Raw genomic sequence first — 17,835 nt, forward strand, 5'->3', positions numbered from 1 at the left:
CGAAGTCGAAGCCCGCGTAAAGAGAATCAAAAAATATCCGTTTAAATCTGTAAAATCAGCGTGAAACCAGACATAAAGATTTAAACGGCTTTTTTTTATAAGACAGTAATAACTTTGTCGCTTTGTTTCTTTGAACTTCTAATTTAAAACATTCAAAATCTTCAGCCCAAATACTACACCGTTTTGCTGAATACCACCTTGATACGAATGTACATAATCAACTCTGAAAAGTTTAAATTTTCCGAAACCTAAGTTGTCTAAACCAACTGTAAATTCAGAATATGGTTTTTGGCCGGGGATTGCAAGAGAATGAAATCCGATATTCATGGTTGATTTTAAAAGATTCAGAAGCGGAATTTTATTCGTTACAAATCCCATGTCGTTGTGTTCAAGATGCATTTCTAAATAACGGTCATTTGTACTGTTGGAGTAATACGGCATCAGATTGAAAACATTCAAATAACGGTCAGTTGTTCCAATATGCGTTTGGTTTCCGTTAAAGTGCCGGTAATCTATAAAAGAGATATTTTCGGCATTAAAAAATTTACCTGCTTTAAGATTCATTCCTAAAACTCCTTTATTATTTAGTTTTAGATCATATTGAATGGCCGCTCCAATTCTTTCAAATTCATATTTTTTTTCGCTCGCTGCAAAAGCTTTTTCAAAAGCTAAAAAGATCGAAGGGTATTTTTCATCTTTAAAATTAAACCTTCCGTCCGGTCTTGAAATGTATTTGCTGCCAAAATTAATTCGAATATTTACGTCTGTTTTTATTAAATGATGAGGATCAAATGCAGATGAAGTGAAATCATTTGGAGCCAGAGGGTTATTTGACGAATAAATATCGTCTCTTTTAAAAAAAGAATAATCCGTTGTGTTAAAAAGCGGTTTTCGCTGCTCGTAAGCTGCTTTTGCATTTAAATTTATTCCGTTTGCGATATCCTGAGAATAACTGATTTGTGCAAATTCCAGATTGTACAATTTCATGTAATTATTCTTAAAAAATAAAGAGCTTACAGAATTGACAAATTTAGAAATAGGTTCTGCGCTGTTAAATTGAGCGGTTTTTGTTCCTCCCGAAACGTATAGCGAAGCATAATTGATATTATTAAATCGGTGGCTGAATTCGCCAATAACGCGCAGACGTTCATCTGAAAAACCATAGTTAAAAGTAGTGCTTACAGAAGTGCTTTTTCCATTTTCTTCATTCCATTTTTTAAAAGAAAAACCAGAATCCAGATTAAGACCCTGAACTGAATTGAAACTCAACGAAGTCAGGTTTAGTAAGCCATCATATTTAAAAGAATATTTTTTGAAAGTGTTCTTAAAATCATAACCCCTTAAAATATCCCAGATCCTGAACTTATTGTTTTTGGCATCAATAGAATCGGTATATTTTTTAGATTTCCGAATGGTCTGCAGACTGTCTTTTTTTGTATAATCGGTACTTTCTTCAAGTGTTAGCGGAATCGGACGAATTGTATTCCAGAAAGCATCATCTTTTTTATTGGCATTCAAATCAAAAGCAACAATTTCGTTCCCGAATGTTTTTTTAGCAAATGAATCCGGAAATTCATAATTTGAATACACATAATTGAACTGACCTGAAAATTTTATACCCAGACCGCCGGCGTTAAAAGATAATGTCTGTGAGTTTTTTGTCCATATTTTGTTTTGCGAATTGTAACTGTAGCTTTGTTTGAGATTCATTACTTCAGTAAATTCGTTTTTCATTCGATAGCCCTTTATGTCCAAATCGAGGGCATAAATTGCAAAGCTGTCGTCGACTATATAAATGTAACCTTCAAAAACAGGTTCTTTGTCTCGTTTTGGAATGACTTTTATTTTATAAATCTGTTGTTTATTATCATCATAAAAACTGCCTTCGAGTTTGTATTTGTAGTAGCTAAAAGCATTTACGGCAATAGGAGAGATGAGGTTTATATCAAATTCTAAAGTATTGTCGTAAAAATCGTAAGTCGATAATGCAGCTGTATTATAGCTGAAGCCTTTATTGTTTCCTGAAATTTTAGAAGCAGTGATTGTTTCTTTTAATTTATCCGGTTTTTGAAAAGAGACTTTCGAGATAGTTTCGGACAAGTATAAAATTCCTGTCCCGGTAGAATCTAAATTAGATGATAAATCCGGTCCGAGATCAACTTTTTGGCCGAGGATTTTTTTGGGTAAATCTTTTACTTTTAAAATCCCTTTAGAATAGAAATCAGCTGTAAAACGTGCTGTTTTCTCAGAGTTTTCTTTTCTGTTTGCAATGGCACTTTTAATAATGGCATTGGCAGGATTGTTTTTAGGATCAATAACGACTTCATTTAATGCAAAGCTTTCTTCCTGCATTTTTATATCTAAAGTCAGATTTTTAGAATCCGGAGAAATAATTATTTTTTGAGTTTTAAATCCAAGATATTGAAAAACGATTCGGTTTTTGCCAATTTCTTTTATCTGCAGCTGATACTGACCTTGTTCGTTAGAGGTTGTGCCGCTATATGTGTTTTCTTCAAATACAGAAACAAAAGGCAGCGGATTTCCTTTTTCATCGGTTATGGTGCCTTTAATCTGGGCAGAACTGATTAAAGACAAGAATAAAAGGGCAGATAAAATGATGGTTTTCATGTAAGCTGGTTTCTCTAACAAAAATAAAACAACCCGAAAATGAGCTTATTAATAATTTGTTAAATAACGATTTACAAAAAAGACTGAATCGCCAGTTCGTAACTTTTTAATCCAAAACCTAAAATAACCCCTTTTGCATTTCCTGATAAATACGACTGATGCCTGAAACTTTCGCGGGCATACGTATTCGAAATATGAACTTCGATAACCGGAGTGGTTACCGCTTTCATGGCATCGCCCAAACCAATAGAAGTATGAGTATAAGCGCCCGCATTGAGGATAATACCGTCAAATGTAAAGCCGCATTCCTGAATTTTACCAATCAGTTCGCCTTCAATATTACTCTGATAGTACGATAGTTCGATGTTTGGGAATTTTTGCTGCAGTGTTTCGAAATAATCTTCAAAAGTCTGGCTTCCGTAAACTTCTGGCTCTCTTTTTCCTAAAAGATTCAAATTGGGTCCGTTGATAATGCAGATTTTCATAAAGGCAATTTAGTTTTAATTAAGTTAATGTGAGACATTTTACATTTCACAAATTAGTGTAAAAATAGAAAACCGCTTCAAATAATTGAAACGGTTTTTATAAAAGTATGTGATATTTTTTAGAACATAAATCCGGCAGAAATCTGGAATACTGAGTTCTTAACGTCAGCATTTTTTGAAGCTTCGGTTAATCCAATACCATAACGACCTTGTAAGAAGAAGTTTTCGGTAAGTTTTACTCCTAATCCCGCGTTAAGCCCAAATTCAAAAGTTTCACCGTTTTTAACATTAAAATCATTTCTTTCACTTACTAAGAAAGAAGCTTGAGGCCCTGCTTCAATACTGAATGTGTTATTCAAATAAAATTTAGCCATAACCGGAATAGAGATATATCCAAGTTCATTTTTGATGTCTTCGCTTACATCACTAAATTTATAAGATGCTCCCGTAGTAGAGTATAAAAGCTCTGGCTGAATAGAAAATTTATCTAATAATTTTACCTCAGCAACCAAACCAGCATGATAACTAGTAATTCCATCTTTGTTAATTGCCTCCGGAAAATCTCCGGTTTGATTTGCAAAGTTAACCCCTGCTTTAACCCCGATCTTTAGTAATTGTGCTTGTACTGCCGCTGATGTTGCCAAGAACAATACAGCTGCCAAAAGTATTTTTTTCATAAAAAGGTTTTTTTTAAAAAATTGGTATTTTAAAATATTGTCTAAATTCAAAACTACATATTTAGGATTTTATTGCATTATATTTTGGAATAAATAATTACTAAAATTCCCATTTACAAGTGTTTTTTGAAGAAATGGAAACTAAGAGATGTTTTAAAGCACTGATTTTCAATTGTGTTTTGAGTAGTTTGTTATTCTGCCTTATTTTGACATCCTTTAGACTTATTAGGAATTTATTTTGTAGTGTAAATCTTATTTTTGTTAGTATTAATAGAGATATGATTTAAGGAATGAAAAAAAAAGTTTTGACTGTTATTACTATAATAACATTTGGTCTAACAAACGCCCAGGAAATTAAGTTTGGAGTTAAAGGAGGAGTAAATATCACAAACTGGACGGCAGAAAGCGAAGTCAATGTAAAATCAAAGACAGGCTTTAATGCGGGTGTTATAGCCGAGATTAAGCTTTCAGATAAATTCGACGTACAGCCGGAACTTTTGTATTCTACCCTGGGTACAAAATTTACAAACCTCCCAGCAGAATTTGATGGAGATTATTATATGCTGAGTACAGATTGGAAGCTTTCTTACATTGTCGTTCCGGTGATGTTTAAATATAATATTTCTGAAAAATTTAATGTAGAGGCAGGACCGCAGATTGGATTTTTGACCTCTGCAAAATTTGAAAAGATAAAGATGGAAGGAGTAAGTTTGGGATCTTCAGACGCCAAAGATATGTTTCAGACTGTAGATTTTGCTTTAAATGCGGGCTTGGGTTATAATCTTACTGAAAATGTTTTTTTTGGTATTCGATATGGATTTGGATTATCCAATATCACAAAGAGAGAATATGGCGATTCGAAATTACAAAACAGGGTATTATCTCTAACTGCCGGATATAAATTTTAAATAATTTTGTTTAATTGAAAGAAAAAACCTACATTTGTGCAGTAATTTAAAAAAAAACAAAAAAATGAAAAAAATTATTTTAGCTGTTATTGCAGTAATGACGTTTGGATGGGCAAATGCTCAAGATGTTAAATTTGGAATTAAAGGTGGAGTTGATTTTCATAAATTAACTAAACTAGAATCTGCTTCTATGAAAACTGGATTTGTAGCTGGTGCTTTTGCAGAATTTAAAGTTTCTGAGAATTTTGCATTCCAGCCAGAGATCTTGTATTCTGCTCAAGGTGTAAGAGTTAAATATTCAAAGGCATATTTTTCATCTGATGAAAAAGTAAACCTTGGATATTTAAATGTGCCATTAATGTTTAAATACTATGTTATTGAAGGGTTAAACATCGAAGCAGGTCCTCAGATAGGTTTCTTATTGTCAGCAAAATCAAAATATAAAGTTACTGACGATTATGGAACTGTATCATCTAATGACGATATAAAAAGACTATGCAATTCAGTTGATTTTGGTCTTAATTTTGGCTTAGGATACGATGTTACTAAGAATCTTTCTGTTGGAGCTCGTTACAATCTTGGTTTGACTAATGTTTATAAATCTGATTATTTTGCCAAGGCTAAAAACAGTGTGATTTCATTAACAGTAGGATACAAATTCTAAAAAAAAGTAAAAGTTTCACCAAACTTTTGATATATTTTTTAAGCCTTTTCATGTAAATGAAAAGGCTTTTTGTTTTGAATTAAACGAATTGGGTATAAAATAATGATTTGCCTTAAGAAAAAGAAGATTGATTTTTACTGAATTTATAGCAAAAACACGATCAATTAGCACGATTATTCTGTATTATTTTTAGCGTCTAATTTTTTATTTGGTTTTTAATTAACATTTTAGAAATCTATTACTACTTTATTTGTTAAAAAACAACTTTTTTCTTTAACAGTATTAATTTTATATTTGACCCGATAAATTTTAACCAAAACAAATTTAAGAATGAAAAAAATTATGTTAACTGCTGTGGCAGTAATGGCTTTTGCATTTTCAAATGCGCAAGAAACTAGATTCGGAGTTAAAGCAGGTGCTAACTTATCTAACTTTAGTGGAGATGTTGAAGACGCAAAATCTCTAATTGGATTTCAAGTTGGTGGTTTCGCAGAATTCAAACTTTCTGATAAATTCGCTATCCAGCCAGAGCTTTTATTCTCTACTCAAGGAGCTAAATCAGAAGAATCTGAATTTGGATATAGCTCTGAGTATAAAACTCATTTAAGCTACATCAATGTTCCTGTGATGGCTAAATATTATATTGTAGAGAAATTTAGTGTTGAAGCAGGTCCGCAAATTGGATTTTTAGTTAGTGCAAAAGAAAAATGGGAAACTTCAGGTCCAGGTGTTTCTGAGTCAGGAGATGAAGATGCTAAAGATTTTTATGAGTCAATCAACTTTGGTGTAAACTTTGGTGCTGGATATGATTTTACAGAAAATCTTTCAGTTGGTTTACGTTACAACTTAGGTTTGTCTAACATCGCAAAAACTGAAGATGGAGCAGACTTCAAAATCAACAATAACGTATTCTCTTTATCTGTTGGATATAAATTCTAATCTTACCATAATAAGATTTATAAGAACCCTTTCTAAATTTAGAAAGGGTTTTTTATTTGACAGCAGTTTAAAAAAGTATGATGTAGAAGTTATTTTAACAATAAATCTTAAATTAAGATTTAAATTGTTAAAATTATGCACGCCAATTGTGAAGAATATTTTTATATTTGACGCCTATAACTTAAAAACAAATTGTAATGAAAAGAATAATTTTCGCTGCTATCGCAGTTATGGCATTTGGTTTTACCAATGCACAAGAAACTAGATTTGGGGTAAAAGGAGGTTTGAATATCTCAACACTTGGCGGAGATGCTAGTGGTGTTTCTTCATTGGTAGGTTTTCATGTTGGCGGATTTGCTGAAATCAAAATTATTGAGAAATTAGCTATTCAGCCGGAACTTGTGTTTTCTACTCAAGGTGCCAAAGAGAAGTTTTTCGGTGAGAAATACAATACGAATTTAAATTATTTGAATATTCCAGTAGTGGCTAAATACTATATAACAAAAGAGTTTTCTGTTGAAGCTGGTCCGCAAATTGGGTTTTTAGTATCTGCTAAATCGGATGGCGAAGATGTGAAAGATCTTTACAAGTCTATTGATGCAGGTTTTAATATTGGTGCAGGTTACAATTTTACTGAAAATTTATCAGTTAATCTTCGTTACTATTTAGGTCTTGCTAATGTTGTTGATACTAATGATGATTATGAAGATTGGGAAGATTTTGTAGATAGTTACAGAGTAAATAATAATGTTATTTCATTGTCTGTAGGATATAAATTCTAATTTTTAGAGACAACCAAAATATTTAAAACCTTCCTCATTCAGGAAGGTTTTTTTATGCGTTTTATTTTGTTTAAAAATGTTTATATCACAATTATGTTTTTATAAATAAATATTTACATTTGATTCGTAATTTAACCAAAAACAAATCAAAAAAATGAAAAGAATTATTTTAGCTGCAATTGCAGTTATGACATTTGGCTTTGCCGGTGCTCAGGAAGTTAAATATGGTTTTAAAGGAGGACTAAATGTTTCTAGTCTTAACGGAGACACAGACGGTCTCGATTTAAATTCGCGTTTTGGATTTAATGCGGGAGGTTTTGTAGAAATTAAGTTCTCTGAAAAATTTGCTTTACAGCCTGAGATCTTATATTCTACTCAGGGTGCGAAATTTACGAATGTTGGTGCTGTGGTAAATGGAGATCTTTATACAGGAGATGTGTGTTTTAATTTGGATTATATCAATGTTCCGGTAATGTTTAAATATTATGCGGCAGAAAAATTTTCAATAGAAGCAGGTCCTCAACTGGGATTTTTAGTTTCAGCAAAAACAAAAACCAAATTAGACGGTTATAACCAGACTGTTGAAGGTGATGTTAAAGACAGTTTTCAGTCAATTGATTTTGGACTGAATTTAGGTGCCGGTTACGATTTTACAGAGCATTTCTTCGTGAATGCCCGCTATAATCTGGGAATAACTAAAATAGAGAAAACTGAGCCGGGAGATAATTCAAAAACTCACAATGGCGTTTTTTCATTATCGGCAGGTTATAAATTCTAATTTTAAGTTTTAAACTATTCCAAACCTTCCTCATTTAGGAAGGTTTTTTTATGTCAAAAATGATTTACTTTGCAACGTATGAAATGGAGTAATTATATAAAAGATTATCAGTCGTATCTGCGTATAGAAAGGGGTTTGTCTAAAAATACAATAGATAATTACAGCTTTGATATCGAACGATTGTGTCTTTTTTTAGAAACCAGCCAGATTGATGTTTCGCCTGTAAAAATTACAGACGAAACGGTGCAGCAATTCATCTATTCGGTTTCGAAAGAAGTAAATCCGAGATCTCAGGCCAGGATTATTTCCGGACTGAAAAGTTTTTTTAATTATCTGATTTTCGAAGATTACAGAAACGACAGTCCGCTGGAATTAATCGAAAGTCCCAAAACAGGACGAAAACTTCCGGATACCTTATCTGTTAAAGATATTGACGCCCTTATTGCTGCAATTGATTTAAGCAGTAATGAAGGCGAACGAAATCGTGCCATGCTGGAGACTTTGTACGGCTGCGGTCTTCGTGTCTCAGAATTGGTGGCGCTTAAAATATCCGATCTGTATTTTGAAGAAGGATTTATGAAAATTACCGGAAAAGGAAATAAAGAACGATTTGTTCCTATTGGTAAACTGACACAGAAATATATCGAGATTTATCAGAATGAAATTCGTTCGCATTTAAATATTAAAAAAGGCTGCGAAGATACCCTGTTTTTAAACCGAAGAGGCAATCAGCTTACCCGTGCCATGATTTTTACGATTATAAAAGATCTTGCAGTAAGGATTGGTTTAAAGAAAAGCATCAGTCCGCATACACTGCGCCATTCGTTTGCAACACATTTGCTCGAAAATGGCGCCGACTTAAGATCGATTCAGTTAATGCTGGGGCACGAATCGATTACCACTACAGAAATTTATGTGCATTTAGACCGAAGTTTCTTAAAAGAAGTGATGCATTCGTATCATCCAAGGAAATAATTTTCTTACGAAAAAGCTTTTTTAAATCAAAAAAACAGTACCTTGTATTCAGAATTTAAAGGAACAGAACTAGGAAACAACGATTTTTTAAATCAGAATCGTTTTCATAATTACTTGCTTAAACGATGGTATATGGTTTTTGATTTGTATAGTAATGAGGATTGCCTGGAGGTAAATAATTTCTACAGAAAACTGTTTGCCGAAATGCCGGATCTTCTTTTTCAGTTTATAATTGATAGGAATAATCAATACACTTTTCCTTTAGTCAGTAAATCTGTTGATGATATTTTTGAACTTTCAGAAAAGGAATTTACAGATGATATTAAGTTGGTAATTTACGAAAGAGTACTGCCTCAGGACCGCGAATTGTTTTTTCAGTCTTTAGTAAAAGCTAAAAAAGAAATAGTTCCGTGGGAAATTGAATTCAGGGCTGTTCTGCCTAAAAAAGGACTTCGCTGGTTTAAAGTTTCTGCTAAAACGGAGTTATCGCCTGATAAAAGAGTAAGTTTTTATGGTCACGTTTCGGATATAACCGAATTAAAAGATAAAGAAGAACGGCTGCGTATTTCAGAAGAGCGCTTTCAGTTTGCTCTGGAAGCTTCTACAGCCGGAATCTGGGACTGGGATATGACAACCAATACTGTTTTTTATTCTTCGCTTTCCCTTAAGATTTTAGAATTAGAATCGGCAGATATTTTTGATGATCCGGAACGCTGGGACAAAATCGTGCATCCCGATGATCTCCCAAAATATTATTCGGATATTCAGGAACATTTTGACAACAAAATCCCGTATTACGAAAATTACCATCGCGTCATGACGTCAAGCGGTAATTACAAATGGATTTTGGACAGAGGAAAAGTGATCAAACGCGATGAAAACGGTAAACCGCTGCGTGTTATTGGTACTCATACTGATGTTTCACTGCAAAAAGAAAAGGAACTGGAATTGCTGAAAACAATGAAGCTTTACAGCGACCAGAACAGTCGTCTGCTGAATTTTTCGCATATCGTTTCTCATAATTTAAATACACAGGCAGGAAATATAAAGTCGATCCTTGATTTTATTGATGCCGATGGCGACAGGGAAACAGTTACCGAAATGCTGGAACATCTCCGTACGGTATCAAATGATTTAAATGAAACCATTTCGAATTTAACACAGATTGTTAAAACGCAAAGCAATATTAATATTGCAGTGGTGCCTTTACGATTGTCTGAGTATATTGATAAAACAATTGCGGCTATAAAAGGGCATGACAAACAAAAGAAAGTTACGATTGTAAATAATGTGCCTCAATATGTCACGATTAATTTTAACCCCGCGTACCTTGAAAGTGTCCTGCTGAATTTTGCAACCAATGCAATCAAATACGCGCATCCGGATCGTGAGCCAGTTATTGTATTCGATTTTGGAATTGAAGCGGATGGTCATAAGTCTTTAAAAATTACAGATAATGGTTTAGGAATTGATCTGGAACTGTACGGCGATTTATTGTTTGGAATGTATAAAACATTTCATAAGCATCAGGAGGCGAGAGGAATTGGTTTATATATCACCAGGAATCAAATAGAGGCTATGAAAGCGATTGTTTCTGTAGAAAGTATAGTTGGAGAAGGAACGAGCTTTAAAATTGTCTTTAATGATGTTTAAAAGATTTAGAAATTGTATAAAACAATAAAGGCTGTCATTTGACAGCCTTTATTGTTTATATAGAAGAGATTATTTTGCAATGTTTACTGCTCTGGTCTCTCTGATTACCGTTACTTTAACCTGACCCGGATAGGTCATTTCAGTCTGGATTTTTTGTGAAATTTCAAAAGATAAGTTTGCGGCATTATCATCAGAAACTTTTTCGCTTTCAACAATTACACGAAGCTCCCTTCCTGCCTGAATTGCATAAGCATTTTTGACACCGCTGAATCCGTAAGCGACATCTTCAAGATCTTTTAAACGCTGAATATATGAATCCAGTACCTGACGTCTTGCTCCCGGTCTTGCTCCTGAGATCGCATCACAAACCTGAACAATTGGTGATAATAATGATTTCATTTCAATTTCGTCGTGGTGAGCTCCAATAGCGTTGCAAACCTCGTCTTTTTCACCGTATTTTTCGGCCCACTGCATACCTAATAAGGCGTGCGGCAAATCGCTTTCTGTATCCGGCACTTTACCGATATCGTGCAGTAAACCGGCTCTTTTTGCCAGTTTTACGTTTAGTCCTAATTCTGCAGCCATGATACCGCAAAGTTTAGAAACTTCTCTTGAGTGCTGTAATAAGTTTTGTCCGTAAGAAGAACGGTATTTCATTCTACCTACAACTTTAATTAATTCCGGGTGTAAACCGTGAATTCCTAAGTCTATTACGGTACGTTTTCCAACTTCGATAATTTCGTCGTCGATTTGTTTAGCAGTTTTAGCTACCACTTCTTCAATACGGGCCGGGTGAATACGCCCGTCAGTAACTAGTTTGTGTAACGACAAACGTGCAATTTCTCTTCGTACAGGGTCAAAACAAGAAAGGATAATAGCCTCCGGTGTGTCATCAACAATGATCTCAACTCCTGTTGCTGCTTCTAAAGCTCTAATGTTACGCCCTTCACGACCAATAATTCGTCCTTTTACATCATCAGATTCAATATTGAAAACAGAAACACAATTTTCAACTGCTTCTTCTGTTCCTACTCTCTGAATAGTATTGATAATGATTTTTTTAGCTTCCTGCTGTGCAGTAAGTTTTGCCTCTTCGATAGTTTCCTGAATATGAGACATAGCTTTGCTTTTAGCTTCGGCTTTTAAACCTTCAACTAACTGCTCTTTTGCTTCCTCTGCAGACAGACCTGAAATTACTTCAAGCTGCTGTAACTGGCTTTTGTGTAATTTGTCTACTTCGGCTTGTTTTTTGTCTAAAACCTCGATTTTGTTATTGTATTCAGCTGTTTTAGATTCAAATTCCTCGTTTATTTTTTTTGCTTTTGAAAGCTCATTAGAAACCTGAGATTCTTTATCGCGTACTCGTTTTTCTACTTCGGCAACTTTTTTGTCTCTCGCTAAAATAACTTGTTCGTGCTCTGATTTTAGTTCAATAAAACGCTCTTTTGCCTGAAGGATTTTGTCTTTTTTAATATTTTCGGCTTCTAAATTAGCATCTTTTAAAATGGAAGCTGCCTCTTTTTTAGCGTTTTTGATTAGATTTGAAATATTACTTTTCTCGATAATTTTAGCTATTGCAAAACCTGCCGCAATACCTACAATACCAATAATGATCGTTATGGTGTCCATGTTTGTTAGGGTTTATATATAAAAAAAGCCTACATTAATTGCTTGAATAAACTCGTAAAGACAAGTTTTGAGCTAACTCACTGTTCAAGTTTCCCAGCCAGAGGAGGGCATACTATAGTAGCGACGATTTGCTCATTCTAAATTGTTAGTGTTGAGTTTACCAATTGTGAACTAATGTAGGCAGTATCTTAGTTTCTTGTAAAGAACGTTTAGTTTTCGAGATATTGATCTAAAAGCGAATTTAGTCTTTTAATTCTTTCGATGGTTTCTTCTCCATCGATTGCGTTGTCAATTTGTTTTTGTTCCACCTGCGATGCGAACTGCAATGCGCACATAGCCAGTACATCTTGTTTGTCGCGAACTGCGTAACTTTCTTCGAATTGCCTGATCATAGCATCAATTTTTTTTGAGGCGCTTCTAAGTCCTTCTTCCTGAGCTGGTTCAACCGTTAGCGGGTAAACGCGGTCAGCAATTGATATTTTAATTCTAAGCTTTCCGTCCATGTTTTCTAATCTGATAGTTGTGCTATACAGTAATCAATTTCGCGAATTAATGAATTTATTTTAAGCTTTGTCTCTCTCTTGTTATTGTCGCTGCCGAGCAACGAATTGGCTATTTTAAGTGTATCGTGCTGCTTTTTCAAAGCTTCAATTTCTTCAGATTGTTTCTGGATAATTTGCACGGCTTTGGCTAATTCTAATCGTAAATCCTGATTATTTCGTTCCAGGCCTTTTGATTTTTCAAAAAGCTTTTCGACTTTATATTCAAGAGTATCAATTATTTCGGCAATTACACTCATTATAAATCCTATTCATTACTTAATCCTACAAAGTTAGTATTCCTTTTTATTAATGCAATTTTTTATCGATTTTTTTACATTAAAAATAAACAAATATGTGAAATTCAGTTAATTGTCTTTTTGGCTTATTCTGTTACTTTTTTAACTGGTAATTTTTTATCTTAGCAAAAATGTTATTTATGAAATTTATAATACCTGCCTTTTTTTACAGTTTTTTCTTATTTGCTCAAGCACAGTATCCTAAAGATTATTTTCGTCCGCCGTTAGATATTCCGATGCAGCTTTCGGGAAATTTCGGAGAGTTGAGACCGAATCATTTTCATGCCGGTTTTGATTTAAAGACGAATCAGAGAGAGGGATTGAATGTGTATGCCATTGCTGACGGCTATGTGTCAAGGATAAAGATTTCGACTTTTGGAAACGGTAAATGTATTTATATAACGCATCCAAACGGGTATACATCGGTTTATGGGCATTTGCAGACTGCGTTTGGGCCTATTCAGGATTATGTAAAAAAAACGCATTATGCAGAGAAGGCTTATGAAATTGAAATGTTTCCAAAACCGGATGAACTTCCGGTAACCAAGGGACAGGTAATCGGGCTTTCGGGAAATACGGGATCTTCAGAAGGACCGCATCTTCATTTTGAAATCCGCGATTCAAAAACAGAATTTGTAATCAACCCGATTTTCTTTGGCTTTGACCAAAATTTAAAAGATACCAAAAAACCTGTTTTATCCAGTTTATATGTCTATCCTCTGGATAATGCAACAGTTAATCAGTCCAAACAGCCTTTATTGTTAAGTATGACATTGCAAAAAGACGGAACGTATCTTGCCGGAAAAGTCAAATCAAACGGAAAAATGGGCTTCGGAATCAATGCTGTAGATTCTGATGATGTTTCGCATAACAGAAACGGGGTTTTTAATGTTTCGACTTTTTTAAACGGAAACCAAAATTATAACTATCAGTTTAATACCTATTCGTTTGATGAAATGCGTTATATCAATGCTTTAATCGATTATCCGCGATACAAAAAAAGCAGTCAGCGTATCCAGAAACTTTTTATGAAAACATTTTATCCTTTAAGCATCATTAAAACCGATTCGCTTAGAGGGATTGTTTCGGCTGAGCCAAATGTAGCGTCTATATACCGAATTGAAGTTTCGGATTATTTCGGAAATTTAAATTCGATCAATGTACCTATAGAATACGATACTGCAATACCTCTTGTGCAGTCTGAGCCGGTAACTTCCAAATATTTTGTTAGATACAACAAAGACAATATTTTCGAGAAAGACAATATGTCGGTTTTCTTTCCGGCAGGAACTTTCTATGAAGATTTTAATATGAATTTTGATGTTCGAAATAACAAAGTTTATATTCACGATGATACGGTTCCTGTACATTCTAATTTTACAATTACAATAAAAGATACGACATACCCGGAATCGCTGCGTGATAAATTGTATATTGGAAGAGGAACAAGTCATAACGGAACAATACGAAAAGGCGATACTTTTACGGCCAAGGCAAAAGTACTGGGAGCGTATGGTTTGGTTTTAGATACCATTCCGCCTGTTATAAAAATTCTAAAACCAATTGAAGGAAAATGGATCAGCAGTGACAAGAAAATTGATTTTACAATTGGCGATGCTGCATCCGGAATCAAATCGTACAACGGTTACTTAAACGGAAGCTGGGTTTTATTTGAATATGAAAATAAGAGCAGAAGAATCACTCATGTATTTGATGAACAGTATTTGGTGGAAGGAGAAAACTTTTTAAAAATGGAAGTGATTGATAATGTAGGAAATTCTACTATCTTTGAAACTCATTTTTATAGAAGTCAACAAAAATAAAACCCCAAATCCTTGAATAAAAACAGGTTTATATCCGCTTTGCTTTTTTTGTGCTTTACTTGTATTTCATTTGCCCAAAATGCACATGTAAAGGGAATTATTTTAGATAACGAAAATCATCCTGTTTCGAACGTAAACATTACATCAGGCAAGAGCCATGCTCAGTCTGACTTGAATGGTTATTTTGAAATTGATGTAGTTTCAAATAAAAAATCTTCTATAATTTTTACCCATATTTCATTAAAAATGATCAGCTTAACGGTAAACTTAAAGCCGGATGAAGTTTTTGTTTTTAATCCTGTAATGAATAATTCTCAGGAACAAATGGGAGAAGTTTTTGTATCGTCCCGAAACCGAAAAAGAGTTCAGGGAATTACCAATATCGAAACCGCAGCTATCAAAAAGATTCCCGGTGCAAATGCAGGGATAGAGAATATTCTAAAAACGCTTCCGGGGGTTAATTCAAATAATGAACTGAGTACACAATACGCAGTTCGAGGCGGTAATTACGACGAAAATTTAGTTTATGTAAACGAAGTCGAAGTCTATCGTCCGTTCTTAATCCGTTCAGGCCAGCAGGAAGGTTTAAGTTTTACCAACACCGATTTGGTTCAGAATGTTGATTTTTCGGCAGGAGGATTTCAGGCTAAATTTGGAGACAAATTATCTTCTGTTTTGGATATTACGTACAGAAAGCCAACTGAATTCGGCGCATCACTTGAGGCCAGTTTTTTAGGCGGAAGCGCTTCTGTAGATTTGGTTTCAAAAAATAAAAAATGGTCAGCCGTTACAGGTGTTCGTTACAGGAATAACAGCTTACTGGTAAACAGTCAGGACACGCAGACGAATTATACGCCGACTTTTGCCGACATTCAGACCAATATTAATTATGATATTTCTGAAAAATGGCAGATGAGCTTTTTAGGAAATATTTCTCAGAATAAATACTTATACCAGCCTTTAACCCGCGAGACTAAGTTTGGAACAATCGACCAGCCAATGGCACTTGCGGTTTATTATGAAGGCCAGGAAAAAGATCAGTACGATACTTATTTTGGAGCTTTAAAAACGACTTATAAAGTTTCGCCATCGCTTACTTTAAAATTAATTGGTTCGTTATTTCATACTACAGAAAAAGAACATTTTGATATTCTGGCGCAATATCGTTTAGGAAATATTGATGCCGAAGATCCAACAAATGCCGGTGGAATAGATTTTACCCGAGGTATAGGTTCGCAGTTAAATCATGCCCGTAATGATTTGGACGCCTTAATTGCCAATGTCGAATTAAAAGGTTCGAAAGACTGGAAAGAAAGCCAGCTCGAATTCGGGTTAAAATACACCAGAGAATCCATTCGGGACAGGGTAGTAGAGTGGGAGGTAATTGATTCGGCCGGTTTTTCGATTAATCCGCCTTTGATAATTCTGCCTGAAAATAATCAGCCTTATACACCTTATACCGGACCTCTTTTGCCGTATCAAAATATTCGTGCTACAAATTTTAATACCATAAACCGATTTTCTGGATATGCGCAGTGGAACAAACAATCAGAACTGGGCTCAAACCAGATTTGGTACCATATCGGAGCGCGTTTTCAGGGTTGGAATGTAGCAGGAGCTTTAGAAGAAGGGAAAACACAGTTTGTTGTAAGTCCGCGTGCACAGTTTGCTATCAAACCGGATTGGGACCGCGATATGGTTTTCAGGATTTCGGGAGGATTGTATCATCAGCCGCCGTTTTACAGAGAACTTCGTGATCTGGACGGTGTTGTGAATCCGAATGTAAAAGCGCAGGAAGCGATTCATGTAGTTTTGAGCAATGATTACAATTTCAAGATGTGGAACCGTCCTTTTAAATGGGTAACGGAACTTTATTATAAATCACTTTCGGATGTAAATGTGTATTCGATCGATAATGTCCGAATTCGTTATCTTGCCAATAACAATGCAAAAGCCTATGCACAGGGGTTTGATTTTAGGTTAAACGGAGAATTTGTGCCGGGAACTGAATCTTGGGTGAGTTTTGGCTATTTAAAAACCGAAGAGAATTACGAAAATAAAGGATATATAGCACGTCCGACAGATCAGCGTTTGAAATTTGCCATGTTGTTTCAGGATTATATGCCTAATATTCCGAGTGTAAAAGTATATCTGAATCTGGTTTATAATACAGGATTGCCGGGTGGCGCGCCAGCATATTCTGATCCGTATTTATATCAAAACCGATTAAACGATTACAGAAGGGCAGATATTGGTTTTGCAAAAGTTTTTGTTGATGCCGGCACGCAAAGTTCTAAAACAAGCTGGCTGAAAAACTTCAAGGAATTGTCTCTTGGATTGGAAATTTTTAACCTCTTTAATAACCAAAATGCGATAACGAATACCTGGGTTCGCGATGTGTATTCTAAAAATCAATATGCCATTCCAAATTATATGACTTCAAGGGTTTTTAATGTAAAACTGAATGCGAGGTTATGATCGAAAAACGTGAAAAACGAAAGATTTTTTACGTTCCGGGAATGATTTCTTTGGTTTTGATTCCTTTGTTTTGTTTTTATCATTTTTATAAAGTGGATGCTTTTAAGGTTTATGGTTCTCTAGATTTTTCAGTTCCAAATAAAGGAGATTTCGAAAAATACAAAGTAGCAGATTTAAGAAAATATAAAGTTTTTGATTTTAATGAAAAGAAATCCAAAGAACTGCGAAAACTAAATGAACTAAAATTTTTTGCTCGAGATTTAGTAAAAAGATATGATAGTGTAAATGGGGCTAAAATTCATTTTGGTTCAACTACAGATTATGGTACTTTTATTGGTGTGATTAATATTCTCTATGAAGAAAAAGTTCCAACTTGGGGTTTGTTTTCAGATAATTTATATGTTATGGGAAACCGAAAACCAAAACCAAGAGAAAGTGGTTTTATTTGTGGTACGGGAATATACTCAAAAGAAAATACACTTAGAATTCAGGAGGAAAACCGAAAAAAGGAACTTCAAATTTTTCAAATTCATTTTTTGAAACAGCAATGGATCATATTTTTGGGTATTTAGGACTTG

At 34.3% G+C, this 17,835-nt stretch carries 16 protein-coding genes; 10 read left to right on the forward strand and 6 right to left on the reverse strand.

The features are described from left to right. Positions 1-138: 138 nt before the first annotated feature. The 3 genes from OZP11_RS18910 to OZP11_RS18920 form a co-directional block, all read right to left on the reverse strand. Entirely contained in the window at positions 139-2,628 is a 2,490-nt protein-coding gene (locus OZP11_RS18910) for a DUF5686 and carboxypeptidase regulatory-like domain-containing protein (protein ID WP_281232065.1), read from the reverse strand. A 71-nt stretch (positions 2,629-2,699) separates the two neighbouring features. Beyond that, positions 2,700-3,113, reverse strand: a complete 414-nt coding sequence (gene aroQ, locus OZP11_RS18915; RefSeq protein ID WP_213259054.1) for a type II 3-dehydroquinate dehydratase — start codon at positions 3,111-3,113, stop codon at positions 2,700-2,702. Between the two features lie 119 nt (positions 3,114-3,232). After that, positions 3,233-3,790 (reverse strand): porin family protein, encoded by a 558-nt coding sequence (locus tag OZP11_RS18920; RefSeq protein ID WP_281232066.1) that lies wholly within the window; start codon positions 3,788-3,790, stop codon positions 3,233-3,235. Between the two features lie 290 nt (positions 3,791-4,080). Here OZP11_RS18920 and OZP11_RS18925 point away from each other — a divergent pair, with 290 nt between their 5' ends. The 7 genes from OZP11_RS18925 (at position 4,081) to OZP11_RS18955 (ending at position 10,489) form a co-directional block, all read left to right on the forward strand. Continuing rightward, the gene (locus OZP11_RS18925; protein ID WP_281232067.1) at positions 4,081-4,698 is read left to right on the forward strand and encodes a porin family protein; all 618 of its coding nucleotides are present in this window, start codon (positions 4,081-4,083) and stop codon (positions 4,696-4,698) included. Between the two features lie 64 nt (positions 4,699-4,762). Continuing rightward, positions 4,763-5,362, forward strand: a complete 600-nt coding sequence (locus OZP11_RS18930; RefSeq protein WP_281232068.1) for a porin family protein — start codon at positions 4,763-4,765, stop codon at positions 5,360-5,362. A gap of 330 nt (positions 5,363-5,692) precedes the next feature. Next, positions 5,693-6,301, forward strand: a complete 609-nt coding sequence (locus tag OZP11_RS18935; RefSeq protein WP_281232069.1) for a porin family protein — start codon at positions 5,693-5,695, stop codon at positions 6,299-6,301. Positions 6,302-6,498: 197 nt separating this feature from the next. Further along, the gene (locus tag OZP11_RS18940; RefSeq protein ID WP_281232070.1) at positions 6,499-7,083 is read left to right on the forward strand and encodes a porin family protein; all 585 of its coding nucleotides are present in this window, start codon (positions 6,499-6,501) and stop codon (positions 7,081-7,083) included. 154 nt (positions 7,084-7,237) lie between these two features. After that, entirely contained in the window at positions 7,238-7,861 is a 624-nt protein-coding gene (locus OZP11_RS18945) for a porin family protein (protein WP_281232071.1), read from the forward strand. A gap of 78 nt (positions 7,862-7,939) precedes the next feature. Continuing rightward, complete coding sequence (xerD, locus tag OZP11_RS18950; RefSeq protein ID WP_281232072.1) at positions 7,940-8,836, forward strand: site-specific tyrosine recombinase XerD; 897 nt, start codon at positions 7,940-7,942, stop codon at positions 8,834-8,836. 42 nt (positions 8,837-8,878) lie between these two features. Then, positions 8,879-10,489: a PAS domain-containing sensor histidine kinase gene (locus tag OZP11_RS18955; protein WP_281232073.1), complete on the forward strand. Its 1,611-nt coding sequence runs from the start codon at positions 8,879-8,881 to the stop codon at positions 10,487-10,489. A 69-nt stretch (positions 10,490-10,558) separates the two neighbouring features. On the opposite strand, the gene rny is transcribed toward OZP11_RS18955, so the two are convergent. The 3 genes from rny to OZP11_RS18970 all read right to left on the reverse strand — a co-directional run bounded on the left by rny (position 10,559) and on the right by OZP11_RS18970 (position 12,917). After that, positions 10,559-12,118 (reverse strand): ribonuclease Y, encoded by a 1,560-nt coding sequence (rny, locus tag OZP11_RS18960; RefSeq protein WP_281232074.1) that lies wholly within the window; start codon positions 12,116-12,118, stop codon positions 10,559-10,561. A gap of 209 nt (positions 12,119-12,327) precedes the next feature. After that, positions 12,328-12,621, reverse strand: coding sequence for a cell division protein ZapA (locus OZP11_RS18965; RefSeq protein ID WP_281232075.1), 294 nt, complete (start codon positions 12,619-12,621; stop codon positions 12,328-12,330). Between the two features lie 5 nt (positions 12,622-12,626). Beyond that, complete coding sequence (locus OZP11_RS18970; RefSeq protein ID WP_281232076.1) at positions 12,627-12,917, reverse strand: hypothetical protein; 291 nt, start codon at positions 12,915-12,917, stop codon at positions 12,627-12,629. A gap of 179 nt (positions 12,918-13,096) precedes the next feature. Between OZP11_RS18970 and OZP11_RS18975 the strand changes: the two genes are divergently transcribed. The 3 genes from OZP11_RS18975 to OZP11_RS18985 are packed head-to-tail and all read left to right on the forward strand — an operon-like array spanning position 13,097 to position 17,829. Further along, the gene (locus OZP11_RS18975; RefSeq protein ID WP_281232077.1) at positions 13,097-14,779 is read left to right on the forward strand and encodes a M23 family metallopeptidase; all 1,683 of its coding nucleotides are present in this window, start codon (positions 13,097-13,099) and stop codon (positions 14,777-14,779) included. A gap of 12 nt (positions 14,780-14,791) precedes the next feature. Beyond that, positions 14,792-17,257, forward strand: a complete 2,466-nt coding sequence (locus tag OZP11_RS18980) for a TonB-dependent receptor (protein ID WP_281232078.1) — start codon at positions 14,792-14,794, stop codon at positions 17,255-17,257. Next, entirely contained in the window at positions 17,254-17,829 is a 576-nt protein-coding gene (locus OZP11_RS18985; protein ID WP_281232079.1) for a hypothetical protein, read from the forward strand. The genes OZP11_RS18980 and OZP11_RS18985 overlap by 4 nt, the downstream gene beginning before the upstream one ends. The last annotated feature ends 6 nt before the right edge of the window (positions 17,830-17,835 follow it).

This window comes from Flavobacterium gelatinilyticum, assembly GCF_027111295.1.
Classification (GTDB): Bacteria; Bacteroidota; Bacteroidia; order Flavobacteriales; family Flavobacteriaceae; genus Flavobacterium; species Flavobacterium gelatinilyticum.

Excerpts from the sequence above, each read along its gene's own strand:
- xerD (WP_281232072.1), top strand. The coding sequence starts at position 7,940 with ATGAAATGGAGTAATTATATAAAAGATTATCAGTCGTATCTGCGTATA.
- OZP11_RS18975 (WP_281232077.1), top strand. The coding sequence starts at position 13,097 with ATGAAATTTATAATACCTGCCTTTTTTTACAGTTTTTTCTTATTTGCT.
- aroQ (WP_213259054.1), bottom strand. The coding sequence starts at position 3,113 with ATGAAAATCTGCATTATCAACGGACCCAATTTGAATCTTTTAGGAAAA.
- OZP11_RS18925 (WP_281232067.1), top strand. The coding sequence starts at position 4,081 with ATGAAAAAAAAAGTTTTGACTGTTATTACTATAATAACATTTGGTCTA.
- OZP11_RS18945 (WP_281232071.1), top strand. The coding sequence starts at position 7,238 with ATGAAAAGAATTATTTTAGCTGCAATTGCAGTTATGACATTTGGCTTT.
- OZP11_RS18935 (WP_281232069.1), top strand. The coding sequence starts at position 5,693 with ATGAAAAAAATTATGTTAACTGCTGTGGCAGTAATGGCTTTTGCATTT.
- OZP11_RS18965 (WP_281232075.1), bottom strand. The coding sequence starts at position 12,621 with ATGGACGGAAAGCTTAGAATTAAAATATCAATTGCTGACCGCGTTTAC.
- OZP11_RS18920 (WP_281232066.1), bottom strand. The coding sequence starts at position 3,790 with ATGAAAAAAATACTTTTGGCAGCTGTATTGTTCTTGGCAACATCAGCG.
- OZP11_RS18985 (WP_281232079.1), top strand. The coding sequence starts at position 17,254 with ATGATCGAAAAACGTGAAAAACGAAAGATTTTTTACGTTCCGGGAATG.
- rny (WP_281232074.1), bottom strand. The coding sequence starts at position 12,118 with ATGGACACCATAACGATCATTATTGGTATTGTAGGTATTGCGGCAGGT.
- OZP11_RS18930 (WP_281232068.1), top strand. The coding sequence starts at position 4,763 with ATGAAAAAAATTATTTTAGCTGTTATTGCAGTAATGACGTTTGGATGG.
- OZP11_RS18940 (WP_281232070.1), top strand. The coding sequence starts at position 6,499 with ATGAAAAGAATAATTTTCGCTGCTATCGCAGTTATGGCATTTGGTTTT.
- OZP11_RS18970 (WP_281232076.1), bottom strand. The coding sequence starts at position 12,917 with ATGAGTGTAATTGCCGAAATAATTGATACTCTTGAATATAAAGTCGAA.
- OZP11_RS18910 (WP_281232065.1), bottom strand. The coding sequence starts at position 2,628 with ATGAAAACCATCATTTTATCTGCCCTTTTATTCTTGTCTTTAATCAGT.